Source organism: Limisphaera ngatamarikiensis, assembly GCF_011044775.1.
GTDB classification, from domain to species: Bacteria; Verrucomicrobiota; Verrucomicrobiia; order Limisphaerales; family Limisphaeraceae; genus Limisphaera; species Limisphaera ngatamarikiensis.
Window position 1 is genome coordinate 35,944 of record NZ_JAAKYA010000015.1, and the last position, 14,994, is coordinate 50,937.

At 65.7% G+C, this 14,994-nt stretch carries 10 protein-coding genes; 4 read left to right on the plus strand and 6 right to left on the minus strand.

Going from position 1 to position 14,994, the window contains the following annotated elements:
* Positions 1 to 160 precede the first annotated feature (160 nt).
* Complete coding sequence (locus G4L39_RS03210) at positions 161 to 2,602, plus strand: glycoside hydrolase family 127 protein (protein ID WP_165105864.1); 2,442 nt, start codon at positions 161 to 163, stop codon at positions 2,600 to 2,602.
* Between the two features lie 126 nt (positions 2,603 to 2,728).
* On the opposite strand, the gene G4L39_RS03215 is transcribed toward G4L39_RS03210, so the two are convergent.
* Together G4L39_RS03215 and G4L39_RS03220 are read right to left on the minus strand one after the other, a co-directional pair.
* Complete coding sequence (locus G4L39_RS03215; RefSeq protein ID WP_205880747.1) at positions 2,729 to 3,817, minus strand: cellulase family glycosylhydrolase; 1,089 nt, start codon at positions 3,815 to 3,817, stop codon at positions 2,729 to 2,731.
* A gap of 36 nt (positions 3,818 to 3,853) precedes the next feature.
* Positions 3,854 to 4,261 carry a response regulator gene (locus G4L39_RS03220; protein WP_165105866.1) on the minus strand — a complete coding sequence of 136 codons (408 nt, stop codon included), beginning with the start codon at positions 4,259 to 4,261 and terminating at the stop codon, positions 3,854 to 3,856.
* A 649-nt stretch (positions 4,262 to 4,910) separates the two neighbouring features.
* On the opposite strand from G4L39_RS03220, the gene G4L39_RS03225 reads away from it, so the two are divergent.
* The 3 genes from G4L39_RS03225 to tsf all read left to right on the plus strand — a co-directional run bounded on the left by G4L39_RS03225 (position 4,911) and on the right by tsf (position 10,771).
* Positions 4,911 to 8,471, plus strand: coding sequence for a PA14 domain-containing protein (locus tag G4L39_RS03225; protein WP_165105867.1), 3,561 nt, complete (start codon positions 4,911 to 4,913; stop codon positions 8,469 to 8,471).
* Between the two features lie 506 nt (positions 8,472 to 8,977).
* A complete protein-coding gene (rpsB, locus tag G4L39_RS03230; RefSeq protein ID WP_165105868.1) occupies positions 8,978 to 9,883 on the plus strand; it encodes a 30S ribosomal protein S2 in 906 nt (301 codons plus the stop codon).
* 48 nt (positions 9,884 to 9,931) lie between these two features.
* Entirely contained in the window at positions 9,932 to 10,771 is an 840-nt protein-coding gene (gene tsf, locus G4L39_RS03235; RefSeq protein ID WP_165105870.1) for a translation elongation factor Ts, read from the plus strand.
* Between the two features lie 135 nt (positions 10,772 to 10,906).
* Here the strand turns inward: tsf and G4L39_RS03240 are convergent, their stop codons facing one another.
* The 4 genes from G4L39_RS03240 to bamD form a co-directional block, all read right to left on the minus strand.
* Complete coding sequence (locus G4L39_RS03240) at positions 10,907 to 11,665, minus strand: HAD family hydrolase (protein WP_165105871.1); 759 nt, start codon at positions 11,663 to 11,665, stop codon at positions 10,907 to 10,909.
* Entirely contained in the window at positions 11,662 to 13,221 is a 1,560-nt protein-coding gene (locus tag G4L39_RS03245; protein WP_165105872.1) for a glycosyltransferase family 4 protein, read from the minus strand. The genes G4L39_RS03240 and G4L39_RS03245 overlap by 4 nt, the downstream gene beginning before the upstream one ends.
* Before the next feature lie 179 nt (positions 13,222 to 13,400).
* Complete coding sequence (gene lptE, locus G4L39_RS03250; RefSeq protein ID WP_165105874.1) at positions 13,401 to 13,922, minus strand: LPS assembly lipoprotein LptE; 522 nt, start codon at positions 13,920 to 13,922, stop codon at positions 13,401 to 13,403.
* Complete coding sequence (gene bamD, locus G4L39_RS03255) at positions 13,919 to 14,923, minus strand: outer membrane protein assembly factor BamD (protein ID WP_165105875.1); 1,005 nt, start codon at positions 14,921 to 14,923, stop codon at positions 13,919 to 13,921. The genes lptE and bamD overlap by 4 nt, the downstream gene beginning before the upstream one ends.
* Positions 14,924 to 14,994 lie beyond the last annotated feature (71 nt).

The following is a 14,994-nucleotide window of genomic DNA, read 5'->3' on the forward strand; positions in this document are numbered from 1 at the left end:
GCGCCACAATGAAACCGTACCGCTGCGCCACGGTCCCCACCCACGTGCGACCGGCGCGGCGGAGCAGGTGGGTTCGATCCCGGGAAAACCGGTGTGCCTGCCCCGGGGCCGTGGGCACCTGCGACCGGGCCTGGACATGGTCAAACAAAGGACGGCAACCATGAAACGTGGAGTGAACCAACGCTGGCGGTCGGACCGGGAACAGGGAGGGATGACGCAATGCCCGGCAGCCGGGCGTGCGGCCGGGCGGAGAGGATGCGGCGGCGGATGGACGTCGCGCGTCATTGCATGCGCCGTGGGCATTGCGGTTGGAGGAAGTTTGCACGGTGGGGCGGCTGAATGGTGGCCGGCCGCCGACCAGGTGGTGCGTTGGGAGGCGCAGCCGTTTGCGCCGGCACAGGTCCGTTTGCTGGACGGACCCTTTCGCACGGCCCAGGAACTGGACGCGCGCTGGTTGCTGCGGCTGGAGCCGGACCGGTTGTTGGCGCCGTACCGGCGCGAGGCCGGACTGCCCCTCAAGGCGCCCGTGTACGGCGGCTGGGAATCGCAGAGCATCTCCGGCCACAGCCTGGGGCATTACCTGTCAGCCTGCGCCCGAATGTATCAGGCGCTGGGAGACCCGCAGTTCAAGCAGCGCGTCGACTACATCGTGCAGGAATTGGCGGCCTGCCAGGAGGCGCGCGGGGATGGATTCGTGGGGGGCATGCCGGAGAGCCGCCGGATCTTTGACGAGATCGCCCGTGGCGAAATCCGGTCCGGCGGCTTCGACCTGAACGGATCCTGGGTGCCCTGGTACAACCTGCACAAGGTGTTTGCCGGGTTATTGGACGCCCACGCCTACTGCACCAATGCACAGGCCCTGCAGGTGGCGGCGCGCCTGGGAGACTGGGTGGCCAGGGTGACGAAGAACCTCGACGACGCCCAATGGCAGCGCATGCTCGCCTGCGAACACGGCGGCATGAACGAGGTGCTGGCGGAGCTGGCGGCCCGCACGGGGAACAGCCTGTATCTGGATCTGGCGCGGAAGTTTTACCATCGGGCGGTGTTGGATCCATTGGCCGAGGGCCGGGACGAGCTCCAGGGCAAACACGCCAACACGCAGATTCCCAAAACCATCGGCGCGGCACGGATTTTCGAGTTGACCGGTGAGGCCCGGTTCGCCGCCGTGGCGAGCAACTTCTTCCACATCGTCCTGCGCAGTCACACCTATGCCACCGGCGGCAACAGCGAGGGCGAACATTTCGGGCCGCCGGGACAGTTGAGCCGCCGCCTCGGCGACAACACGACCGAAACCTGCAACACTTACAACATGCTCAAACTGGCCCGGGCCCTGTACCGGTGGCATCCGGACGCGTCCCTGGGCGACTACTACGAGCGGGCTCTGTGGAATCACATCCTGGCGTCGCAAAACCCCGAGGACGGTCGCGTCCTTTACTTCCTGCCGTTGCGCCAGGGCGGCGTGAAACGGTTCATGGACGATCATGCGTTCACCTGCTGCAGCGGCACGGGCATGGAGAATCATGCCCGATACAACGAGAACATTTTCTTCCACGGGACCGAATCCCTCTGGGTGGACCAGTTCATTGCGTCTGAGCTGCGCTGGCCGGACAAGGGCCTGAGATTGCGCATGCACACCCATTTCCCGGAGGAACCGGAGGTGCGGCTCCAGTTTTTCCCGGACCGGCCGGTGCACCTGACCCTCTACATCCGGCATCCTTTCTGGGCCACCAACGGGTTCGAGCTGGAACTGAACGGTCAGCCGTTGAGCGTCCCCTCTCGACCCGGCAGTTACGCGCGGATTCGACGCGACTGGCACCCGGAGGATGTGCTGGTGGTGCGGATGCCGATGAGCCTCCGTTGGGAACCAATGCCCGACAACCCGCGACGCGTGGCCATTTTTTACGGTCCCATCCTGCTGGCCGGGCAGGTGGGCTCACCCGGCTCTGATGATCCGGTGCCGGTGCTGGTGACCGGGGACCGGCCAGTGTCCGAGTGGCTGATGCCGGGCTGGGGTCGCCCGCTGGAATTCCAAACACGGGGCGTGGGTCGTCCGCGCGACGTCTGGCTCAAGCCGTTTTACGCGACCTACGACGTGCGGCACATGGTGTACTGGGACCTCTTCACCGAGGCCGAGTGGGAACAACGCCGCGCCGAGTACGAGGCCGAACAGGCACGGCTGCGCGAGTTGGAGGCCCGGACGGTGGACCGCTTCGCCATTGGCGAGATGCAGCCGGAGCGGGACCACAATCTGAAGGGCGAAAAGACCGCCCCCGGCGAGTTCAACGGGCGCAAGTTCCGACATGCCTGGGACGGGGGCTGGTTCGCCTTTGAAGTCGCAGTGCCCCCGGACGCACCGGCCGACCTGGTCATCACCTACTGGGGGAGCGAGACCGGAAACCGCACGTTCGACGTACTGGTGGAGGGCGAACGAATTGATACGACCCGGTTGCACATGGACCGTCCCAACGAGTTCTGGGACAAGGTGTACCCGTTGCCCGAGCGGTTGACGCGGGGGAAACAACGGGTCGAGGTGCGGTTTCAAGCGCACCCGGGCAACTACGCCGGGGGTGTGTTCGGCGTCCGGGTGGTGCGAAGGCAGTAGAATGTCACCCGCCAGGTCCGGCCACGTTGGGACCGGCCGCCGTCCGGGATGATCCGGACGTCGTGAGCCGGGCGGCTCCCGGCTTTCCCCGGCGGGCTGCGCGCCGACCCCGGACGCGCGGGCGGGTCAGCCGTTCTGCAACAGCTCCAGCATCGCGCGGTCCAGCTGGTGTCCCTTGAAGTTCTCGTAGGTGACGTCGGAACGCCGGCTGTCCACGATCCCAAACGGACCGCGCAGGTTCCAGAGTGCCCAGCCCCAGCCGGCCGACCGCCAGAGATCCAGACAGTCGCGCATCCATGCCAGCACAACCTTGTGCGGCGTCTGGTTGTACGCGCCCCATTCCCCCACGTGCACACCCACACCGCGCGACTGTAACCGGATCCAGGGCTCAATCCGTTCCCGGCGGAGGGTCTCCTTGTCCACACGCCGGTCGCCGCGCTGGAGCGGCCAGGTCGGTTCCGCCCAGCGATCCGACCCCGGAATCCAGCCGGCCCGGTAATGGGAGATCTCCATCGGATCGTAACCGCGGGTGCTCTGGGCCACGCCCAAATCCACCAGGCTGAACACCGGGTCGCGACCCCACCGCAAACCGTCCACCACGATCAACCGGTCGGGGTCCTCGGCCCGGATGGCTGCGGTCAGGTGTCGGATCACCCGCGCATAGGTTTCCTCGGGAATGTCCGGCGGCTCGTTCAGGAGGTCGAAACTGAGTTGGGAGTTCGGTACACCCTTGTAACGGCGGGCCAAATGCGCCCAGTGAAACGCACAAAGATCCAGGGCTTGCGGCTCGGTCCACAAGTCCCACGGTTCCTTGGGCGGATTGACGCAGTAGCCGGGGGCCCGGTGAAGGTTCAGGTTCACGTGAATGCCATATTGCCGACCCCATTCGACGGCCTGATCCACGTGCTTCAACTGGCTTTCGTCCAGCTTCCGCGGTTCCTCCGCGCTGGCCCAGCACCGGTACGACATCGGCAGCCGCACGAAATTGAACCCCCAGCCGGCCACCCACTCAAAGTCCGACTCCTGAAACGGTGGATTGCCCCCGGGACGGGCCACAAACTTTTCCAGGAGGTTGAACCCCCGCCAACGGGGCAGCCGCGCCGGGGTTGGAAGGGGCAGGTCGCGCCGTGGATCCGGAGCGGCCCCCGAGGCAAGCCACCGCGCCCCGGCCAGAGCGGCCACGGCGCCCCGCAGAAACGTCCGTCGGGTCATCATAGGTAAGGGCTTGGACGACCGACCGGTGCCCGATCTTCAGCGGCCGATCAGTTCACGGACCTTGGCCAGGAGCTGGTGAGTGGGGAAGGGCTTGGCCAGGAAACCGTCCGGCTGCACGGGCGCGCCGGCGTAGACGGCCTCGTTCACCGTGCCGCTGATCAGGAGGACCTTCAGATCCGGCGCCACCGCCCGGCACTGCTCGATCAGCTCCATCCCGTTCATGCTGTGCATGGCATAATCGGTGATCATCAGCGCGGCCCGGTTGGGTTCGGCCCGCACCGCTTCCAACGCCCGGACCGGATCGTCAAAAGTCACCACCTGATATCCATGGGGCGCCAGCACCATGGCGATGAGCTCCAGGATCATCACCTCGTCGTCCACGGCAAAGACGACGGGGCGCCCTTGGACTTCTTGTGGAACCCGGCTGGCGGCAGGGCTGCTCATGCACAGTTCTCGCCTGCTCCCAGTAAATCCCGCGGCCCACCCGCAATGCAAGCCCGAAACAGGCCCGCTCCCGGAGCCGCACGCCGAACTCGGCGGGCCCAAACCTACCGTCCCGCCCTGTTGCCCGCATTTCCTCCACCCGACACCGCGGGCGCACGCCCGCCGACCGGCTCAAGCACGAACACCCTCGAAGATTTCGAGCCGTGGTCACCGGCCCGGCCCGAGTCCGCCCGCACCGCTGAGGACCTTTGACCTCGCGGCTGCCCGCCCTTCGAGAGGGCCCGAACCCTCTGAAGGGCATGGCCCGCATGACCCGCGTGCCCGCTCCCCGCAGCCTCGATCCGGCGTCCCGGCCCGATGGTCTTTGCCAACCCCCCGGATGCGCTGTGGCCCTGCAAAGTTTCGGCACGGGCGTGAGTCGGTTGCGGCGGCTTGACAGTCGGCCCGCTTGGAGATTACAAGGGACTCGTAGTGGTTCCCGTCGGCAACCAGTCCGAGCGTGCGGTTTGGCTCGGCCGGTGTGGAACCTGCCGCGATCGAACCCCGCGGTGGGTCGGCATCCGGTGGTGGGCCTGCGGGAAGTGGTCTCACCAAAGCCGGATCTGTTTCGGCCGATCCGGTACAAACCTCCGAACCCGACAACTCCCTTATGAAACTGCTCCGTACCCTCCTCCTGTGCGGCGCCCTGGTGACGGTTCAGGTCCGGGGTGCCAACATTGCCTGGATCAGCTTCCACCCGGCTGATAACTCGCCTTCTGCAGGTGCGGCCGGGCTTGGTTTCACCAATGCACCCGACGAGCCGTACACCCGACTGCTTCGGGCCAACGGCCATACGGTGACCCGTGTGGTCACCTTTGACAATGCCACCCCCGAAACCGTGGGGTTCCTCAATCAGTATGACCTGGTCATCATCAGTCGCTCGGTCCCGAGCGCCCATTACGAAACGGCCACCGAGAATGCCGCCTGGCACGGGCTGCGCGTACCGGTCATGATTCTGGGTGGCTATGTGCTGCGCAACAACCGCCTGGGGTTCACCACCGGCACCACCATTCCCGATACTGCCAGCTATGATCTGAGGCTCAGGGTGCTACAACCCACCCACCCCATCTTCAATGGCGTGAATCTCGATGCCAACAACGTCACCGTGGATCCCTATGCCACCATCGTGGAGTGGAACGGTGTGATCCAGCGCGGAATCTCGGTGAATACCGATCCCGTAGCGGGTAACGGCACGGTCCTTGCCGTGGTGGGCACCGAAGGGGACCCCGCCTACGGTGGCATGATCATTGGCGAGTGGGAGAAAGGTGCGGTCATGGCCGGGGCCGGTAACGCAACCCTGGCCGGTCCGCGCATGGTATTCCTGACGGGCAGCCGTGAAGCCTCGGGCCAGTCGTCTGAAATCGCCGGGATCTATGACCTGGTGGGCATCGGTCCCCAATTGTTCCTGAACGCTGTGAATTACATGGCCGCCAAGGCGCCGCCGCCGCCGCCCGATCTCGCGATGGTCAGCACCACCGTTGCCGATGTCACGGCGGTTGAGGGTGTGTTGCAGTCCTTCCGTTTCCTGGTCACCAACCGGGCGTTGGCCAACGCATTGCTGGGCTCCGGCAGCTATCAATGGTACATCAACGACCAGGCGGTGCCCAACGCCACCGGCAGCGAGTACTCCTTCATTCCCAGCACCGTCCAGAGCGGCCTGAGAATTTACTGCCGTGCCACCGTCGGCGACGCCTCCATCTACAGCCCCACCGGCACGGTGACCGTCGTGGCCCCCGTGGAGATCGCTGGCTCGCTCAAATGGGAATACTATCCGGGTCGGACTCTGACCGACCTGCGCACGGGCAATCACGGACGACCTGCGGAGATCCGCGCCATTGCCGCGTTTGACGCACCTTTTAACTACGCTGACAACTACGCCAGCCGGGTCAGTGGCCTCTTTGTCCCGCCCGTGACGGGTAATTACGTGTTCTTCATCGCGGCCGACGACGATGCGGATTTGTACCTGGGCACCAATGCCAGCCCTGCCAGCAAACGGTTGATTGCCCAACAGGAGGGTTGGTCAGGCCGCAACAACTGGCTGACCCACGGCGGCGGGGGGAGCCCGCTGGCGCCCACGCAGAAACGCTCCGATCTATGGAGTCCGGACGGTGGCATGACCCAGCCGTACGGCATGGGGATTCCGCTGGTGGCGGGCCAAAAGTACTGGATTGAGGCCATCCATCGGGAAGGCAGCGGCGGGGACAACCTCGGGGTGTACTTCCTGACGACCGACAGTGCCGAGTACTTGAGCGGGGGACCTGCCGACGGGACACCTTCGAATCTGACCAACGGGTTGATTCGGTTGCTGACCTGGCAGCCGACGACGCTGACGATTGTGCAGCAGCCGCAATCGGTGACCCAATGGGAGGGGTTGGATGTGACGTTCCGGGTGGTGGTGAACACGGATTCGGAGTTGACGCCCACGTATCAGTGGCAGCGCAACGGGGTGGATTTGCCGGGTCGGACCTTGCCGACGTTGAGTTTTGTGGCGACGATGGCGGACAACGGGGCGAGGTACCGGTGCGTGGTGAGGATTCCGGGCACGGCCCTGACGGTGACCAGTGAGGAAGCCACGCTGACGGTCCAACAGTCGGTGTTTGTGCCGGGCATTGTCCGGCGGGAGGTTTGGGGTCCCAACAACAGCAGCGTGACCCGGGCGATGGTGGAAGCTGGGACTGCCGGGGAACCGAACATCAAGGAGTACATCACGGCGATGGATGTGACGGATTGGGCGGACAACTACGTGCAGCGGTTGAGCACGTGGTTTGTGCCGCCGACGACGGGTCGGTATGTGTTCTATCTTTCGTCGGATGACGACAGCGACCTGTTCCTGAGCACGGACGAGAACGAGGCGAACAAGCGCCTGATTGCGCAGCAGACCTCGTATAACGGGACGCGCGCCTGGCAATCGGGCAATAACGTGTCGCAACGGAACTCGAGCACGTACGTGGCCCCGGATGGGTCCATGCCGGGTGCCAATGGCTATCAATTGACGGCCGGTCAGCGCTACTACATTGAGGTGGTGCATCATGAGGGGACCGGCGGCGACAACGTGGCGGTGTACTACACGTTGTTGGGAGAGAATCCGCCGGCGGATGGTACGCCTTCGAACCTGCGGGGGAACGTGATTGGTTTGAAGCTGCCGGCGCCGACGTCGCTGGTGATTACGCAGCAGCCGCAGAGCGTGGCGGTGCGGGCGTGGCATCCGGCGGTGTTTACCGTGGGTGTGGAGACCGACGCCGTGTATCCGGCCACGTATCAGTGGCGTCGGAACGGTCAACCGATTGCCAACGCCACGACGACGGTCTACTCGTTTGTGGCCTCGACCAACGACAACGGGGCGCAGATTGACTGTGTGGTGACGTTGTCCGCGTACGGGTCGGTGACCAGTCAGCCGGCGACGGTGACGGTGTTGACCGACACGGTGTTTGTGCCGGGCAAGCTGAAGGAGGAGTACTTCCCGGGTGCTGGGTTTGACGCGGTGCTGTACGGGAATGTGGGGGCTCCGGCACAGGTGAATGAATGGACGATCTTTGAGTCGGGCACGAACATTGCGGACAACTACACTCGTCGGGTGAGCGGGTTCTTCATCCCGCCGCAGACGGGCGACTATGTGTTCTTCATCAGTTCGGACGATGAGAGTCGTTTGTTCATCAGCACCAACAGTGACCAGCCGTCGGCCAAGGTGTGGGTTGCGCATCAGCCGAATTGGAACGATGCGCGGATGTGGGTGTCGGGGAGTAACCCGAGCCAGCGGCGTTCGGACCAGTTCAGTCCGGATGGTGGGATGACGTTCCCGTACTCGATGGGGATCCGCCTGGAGGCCGGGAGGCGGTACTACATTGAAGCCATCCACCGCGAGGGCAGCGGCGGGGACAACCTGGCGGTGACGTACAAGTTGTACAACGCTCCGGATCCGATGGATGGGGATGCGCCCTTGTTGACCGGGGCTGTGATTGGGTACATGGCGGCGCCTGCGCCGGTGGAGCCGCCGGTGCTGACGGTGGGTCGGCAGGGGAACAACGTGGTGATCTCGTGGAGTCCGGCGGGAGGTCGGCTGGAGAGCAGTCCGGTTCTGGGTCCGGGTGCCACGTGGACGACGGAGACGACGGACAATCCTGCGGTCATACCGATTACGGGTACGGCGAAGTACTTCCGAGTGGTGCGGTAGGGCCGCGGGCAGTGACGGGCTTCTGAGGCCCGCTGGATGACAGGCGCGACGGGGCCGGGTTCGACCAGATGCGGACCCGGCCCCGGTCGTCATGTTCGGGTCATCAGCGGGGAAGTATTCCCCGGCCCGAACCCCGCCGGTGGAGGGTCGGGATGGACTCGGTTTGGGAGCCGCGCCCGACGCATGCCACAGGGGCATCAGCGGGGCGATGGAGCGGCCGGGTAGGGAATCGCCACGCCGCAGCAGCCGGAATCGCCGGGCCGCCTGCGCCATGGACGGCGCGCTGTCGGTCGAGTCCGGAGTTGCGGGGCAGGACGGTTTTGCTAGATTGGCGGTCCCTTGTGCCGGGACCGCCGCCGCAACGGTGAGCCGCACAGGGTTGAACGGTCTTAAAAAACCTGCATGGCGGGCATGCAGGGGACCCCAACAACATCGGTTTCAATCCCGGCCGATGCCGGGATGGCCCATCGTGTTGCGGACCGGTGGGTGGAAGGGAAAGGATCATTGTGCTGAGCATTGGCATCAAGGAACTGCTGGATGCCGGCGTGCATTTCGGTCATCAAACGCGCCGGTGGAATCCGAAGATGAAACCCTACATCTTCGATGCACGCAACGGCATCCACATCATTGACCTGAGCAAGACGCTGGCGCATTTGGAGTCGGCCTGTAGTTTCCTGCGGGAGGTGGTGCTGCGCGGCGATCGGATCATCTTCGTGGGGACCAAAAAGCAGGCACAGCAGGTCATCCGCGACACCGCCAAGGAGTGCGGTCAATTCTGGGTCACCGAGCGGTGGCTGGGCGGGACCCTGACCAATTTTGTTACCATCCGCCGTTCGATGGGGCGGCTGGATGAGCTGGAGAAGCTGGAGACCAGCGGCGCGATCAACAATTACGTGAAACAGGAACAATCCCGGCTCCGGCGGGAGGCGGCCCGGTTGCGGAAGTATTTTGAAGGGATCCGGGGCATGGACCGTCTGCCGGGCGCGGTGTTTGTGGTGGACACCAAACGGGAACACAACGCGGTCGCTGAAGCCCGCAAGAAGAAGATCCCGGTGGTCGCGATCGTGGACACGAACTGTGACCCGGACGAGGTGGATTATCCGATTCCGGGCAACGACGACGCGATTCGGTCGATTCGTCTGATTTTGGGAGTGGTGGCGCAGACGATTTTGCAGGCGCGCGCCGAGTTTGAATCGCGCCAGGCCCGGCGCGGCGAGGGCCGTGCGGAGGCCGGGGCTGCGGCTGGGGCCGCAGCGGCGGCGGAGTCACCGGCTGCATCGGGTGTGGCTGAAGGTGCCGCGGCCGCCGAGGTGCCTTCCTCTGCTGCGGCGACCCCTGTGGAGGTGGCCGCGCCCGCCTCCGGTGTGGAGCCTGCCGGGCAGGAGACCGGGACCGCGGCGCCTGCCGCTTGACGGAAACCGGGCGTATGGGAAGGAGCATCACGACCAGGGGAGGTTTTTATGGCTGAGATCACAGCTGCACAGGTTGCCAAACTGCGCGAGATCACCAACGCGGGCATGATGGATTGCAAACGCGCGTTGATGGAGGCGCAGGGCGACATGGAGAAGGCGATTGAAATCCTGCGCAAGAAGGGGGCGGCCACGGCGGCGCACAAGGCGGCGCGCGAGGCCCGGGAAGGGGTCATCGTTGCGCATGTGCTGCCCGGGGCCCGTGCCGGCGTGCTGGTGGAGGTCAACTGCGAGACCGATTTCGTGGCGCGAAACGAAATGTTTCGCAATTTCGCCCAGGAGGTGGCCGCGCGGCTGGCGGTGGACCCCAACGCGGACGTGGAGAGTCTCCGGCAGGACGCCGTCAGCCGGATTCGGGAGAACCTGCGCATTGCGCGGCATGCCCGTCTGGAGGTGCAGGGTTGTGGCATGATTGCCGCCTACATCCACACCGGCGCCCAGATCGGCGTGTTGGTGGAGGTGGGGGCCGGCCGCGAGGAAACCGTGGCTTCCGACGCCTTCAAGCAACTGGTGCGTGACATCACGCTGCAAATTGCGGCGTCCTCGCCCCTGGCGGTGTCGCGGGAACAGTTGCCCGAGTCCATTGTGGCCAAGGAACGGGAGATCGCGGCCGCGCAGGTGAAGGGCAAACCCCCGGCGGTGGTGCAAAAGATCGTCGAGGGCAAGCTCGAAAAGTTTTATCAGACCGTCTGTCTGCTGGACCAGGGTTACGTGAAACAGAACTCGGAGATCAGCGTGCGGGAGTACATCGAGCGCGTGGGACGGGAACTGAACGACCAGATTGTGGTGCGGCGGTTCCTGCGGTTTCAGGTGGGCGAAACCACGGCCTGACAGCCGACGCGGTTTGAAGAATCCCCGGCCCGCGGGTCTTCGGAAGGTCCGCGGGCCTTGTGTTGTTGCATCGGGCGGTGGCGTGCGAGAGGGCCGGGTTGAGGTTGAGCCGGTACCCTCGTCAGGTCGAATCCATCAGGAACGCGTGTCCGACGCGGACTCCGCCCCTGCAGTGGTTTGTTCCAGCCAGGCGCGCAGTCGGTCCCAGGAACCGCTGGTGCGACCGTCGCCGGTTGCGGTCTGCAGGTGCCAGGTCTGCAGGCCGAAGACCCGGGCCGGCTCGATGTCGTTGTCCAGACGGTCGCCCACCATCAGCGTCTCGGTCGGGCCCACGCCCAGGGAATCCAGCCGGTTGGTGACCCACTGGAACACGTGCGGGTCGGGTTTGGCGTAGCCGTGCTCGAACGAGAAAAACCGCAGGTCGGGTCGGAAATGTTCCAGGTCCAGCCCCGCCCGGCCGAGGTGGAGCTTCAGTTCGAGCAGGGTGTAGGCCTGGGCATTCGACACCAGACCCAGGAAACAGTGGCGGGTGGACAACATCCGCAGCACCGGTACCGCCCCGGGGTACAACTCGATATGCCGGCCGATCTGCATCTGGCGGTAGATGAACCGGTCCAGCTGCGATTGTGGTAACCGCCGCAACTCCGGGATCACCTCCGTCACCACCGCGGGCCAGAGCACCTCGGGATGGGGAATGCCGCGTGCCCGGGCGGTCTCGTGCCGTCGTGCGACCGCCCGGCTGCACGCAGCCGCGAAATGCAACCGGTTCAGTGGTGGGGGTCCACCGAGCATCTCTTCGAAGAGCTGCTGCCACTGCAGATCCGCGTCCGCCGGCGGTAAACCCACCCGGAAGAGCGTCCCGTAGATGTCGAACAGCACGGCCCGCACTTTCATGGCGACGGAGCCCAGAGAAGCGGGTGACGCAGTGCCACGGCAAGGGTTTTCTCCAGCATCGCTTCCTGAACCTTGCGAGCCGCGTCGGCGGGCGGGGGGTCCAGACGACGCCGCAGCAATCGCAGGAACCGGCGCGCATAGGCGGCAGGGCTCATCCACCGTTGGGCCGTGGCAGGCCACGGTGTCACGACCAACTGCCCGCGCCCGGCCCGTTGCCGCCATTCTTCCAGCCACGGATTGAGCGCCGCGCAGGCTGCCCGCGATTCCTCGGCCGGCAGCCGCAACACCTCCAGTTGCCCTTCCAGGGTCAAACTGCTGAACGCGACGTGGCCGGGCTCGCGCTCCCACCAGGGTTGGAGCGCCGGGTGACGCCGCAACGCCCCGGGCAAACCACGGCGCCAGCGATCGAACCCGCGCTGAAGCCGGCGCCGCTCGGCCGCCCAATCCAGGCACCCGGCGGGGATCCGCACGTCGTCGTACATTTGGGGGAAGGTGAAACCCATGGATCGGAGATCGGGCACGACTGCCGGCAACCGACGGGCAATCAAGGGTCGCCCCACCGCCGCGGCCTCGAGATACGGCAGGCCAAAACCTTCCTGGATGGAGGTGAGCAGCACGGCTTCGCTGACACGCATCAGCGCCAGTACGTCCGGGGAATCCGGGCCGCCCTCGGCCAGGGCACCCAGCGCCACGGGCCATTGGTGGCGGCGCGCGGCCTCGGTCAACGCCCGGGCGTACGGGATCTCCTCCTCGGAACTGGGTCCGCCGGTCGTCAGGAGGCAGCCCTCGGGAAGGAGCCAGCGGGTGAGCAACAGGGCCTCCGCGAGGTTCTTGCGCCGGAGCAGCCGACAGGGAACGATCCAGACGGGCCGGCCCCGGATCAAAGGGTGGTTGCGCAACCACTGCCGCGCGGTCTGCACCCGTGTTTCCGGAGTCGACCGCACCGGTTGGACCAGGTTCGGCAACCAGCCCACCTGCCGTCCCAGATAACGTCCCAATACCGAGGCATCGCGCCGGTTGATCACTGCGTGGCGCACCGCGGGATGGGTGGCAAATACGACCCCGGCCACTTGGGCCAGCGACCGTGCACCGTGCCGCCGCAGCTCGGCCCACCGTTGCCAGCGATGTTCAAACCACCAGTCGTGATGATGGGCGATGATCCGGAACCCGCGCCGGGCACCGGCCTGCAAAAGTTCCCGAACCAGAAACAGGTTTCGGCCCAGGCCCGGATTATGCAACCACACCACGGCCGATCCGTCCGGGAACGGCCGGAAAAGTTCCGACCAGAACCGGCGCAACCGCCTCCGCCGCTCAACGGAGGTTAACCGTGATTCGGCCGTGTAACCGAGCGCCGGGTCCACCGCCAGTTGCCAGTGAACTTCGGGGTGCTGCGCCCGCAGGGCTTCCCACCAGGCGGTTTCGGGGGCTTCACCGCCCGCCAGCGTCACCGAGTGCCACGCCCCGGGCCGATGGGAGAGCAGGGCGTGCAACCCCAGCTCCACCACCCGTCGAACGCCGCCGGGCCGGTAATGATAATGCACCACCACCAAATGCATGGCGCCGTCAGACTGAACCACGTTGCCCGACCGGGCAAGAGGACCCGGGAGAAAACGCCCGCGGATGGTTCCCGGGCGCTGACGTGTGCGCTGCAGGCAGCGGTTGATCTTCCCCGGGGCTGTTGCGGAGTCGAAAACCGCCCGCATCCCGCCCGGGCTCATCCGGCTGGCCGTGACGCTCACCAATCACCTTCGGCCAGGGCCAGCACGACCTGCCGGGCCAGATCCTCCGCCACCAGCGGTAGGGCCTGCCGTTCGCTGCTGGTCAGGTCGGGGCCGATCCGCATGAGTCGCCGCCCTTCAAACGTGCGGTCCAGCCAGACCTGACCCGTGGTGCGGTCGGTCACACGCACCCGGGTGCGCAGGATCAGCTCGAAGTCCTGGGGCCGGACGATGTCGTTGGGGTTGAAACTGACACCGTGCCGCTCCAGGGCAATCACCGTGGCGCGGAGGACCCAGTCCGCCGGGTCGTCGTCGCCCGTGGTCAGGCGGAACGTCCCGTCGTGTTGGATCTGGCGGCGCAGTGCGGTGGTGACGAACTCGCTCAACCGGGGTTCCAAGGTTTCGTTCACCACGGGCAGGACCCGCAGGGTGCGACCGACCTTGTCGCCGGGGCCGGGCGCGCCCAGGCGGTATCCGGCGCAGCCCCCGGTCAGACAGAGCAGGAGAAACAGCCAGCAGGCTGTGAACCGCGAGTTCATGGCTGGTTTGCGCGGGCGGTTTCCCGGGGGCGCACGCGGGGCTTCAGCAGTTCGATCCTGCGCCGCGCCTCGTCGGCGTACGACGAGGTGGGATCCAGGAGGAGGACCTCGTTGTAGTAGATGAGCGCGCCGGCCCACTGACGGTTCTTTTCGTAGAACCGGCCGATTTCGAAGTGGCCGCGGGCCTGTTCCCGTTTCAGGTCGGAGATGTGTTGTCGGGCCTCGGCAGCCCGGGGATCATTCGGGTACAGCGACAGGAAATCCGTAAAGGCAGCGATGGCCTTGCCCGCCGCGCTCTGATCGTACTCGGCGGTGCGCGCCTGTTTGAGCCAGGCCATGCCCGCCCGGTACATCGCCTCGGCGGCCACGTCGGGCTGATCAAAGTACCGATCGGCCGCCGTTTCGTAGGCCTTCACGGCCAGGTCGTAGTCCCGGGCCTTTTCGCGCGCGGTGCCGACGGCCAGCTGGGCCCCGGGTCCCACGGAACTGAACGGGCCGTTGTGCACCACCTTTTCCAGCATCTCGGCCGTTTTGCTCATGGAGGGGAAGAACGGGATGTACCCCCAGAGCTTGAACCATTGACCGTTCAAAAAACGCAGGGCGATGGCGTATTGGCGTTCCAGCGCCTCCTCCACCTGCTCGGCCCTGGGGTATTTCTCGATGAACCGCTGATACTCTCGGAACGCCCTTTCGTCCTGCTTGCGGGCCTCGTAGCAACGGCCCAGCAAAAACTGCGCCTCGGGCGCGTAGTCCGACAGCGGCCATACCCGGATCACCCGTCGGGCCGCCCTGATCGCTGTTCGGTAATCCCCCTGCTCGAACGCTGCCCGCGCCACGTCCAGTTGATCCTTGGCCCGGGCCCGACGCCACTTTCCCTCCCCTCCCACCGGTTCATAAGTCCAGCCCTCGCCCGGCGTGTAAATCAGCGGCGCGGGCACTCGAACCGGCGTCAACAGGCCGAGCCAGAGCAGGCAACCTGCCCAAAACAGGACACGTTTCACGGAAGCCACCGTATCGGGCCCCGCGCGACCAAGTCAAGGAACCTGCACCGGCCCATACCCGCCCCAACCGA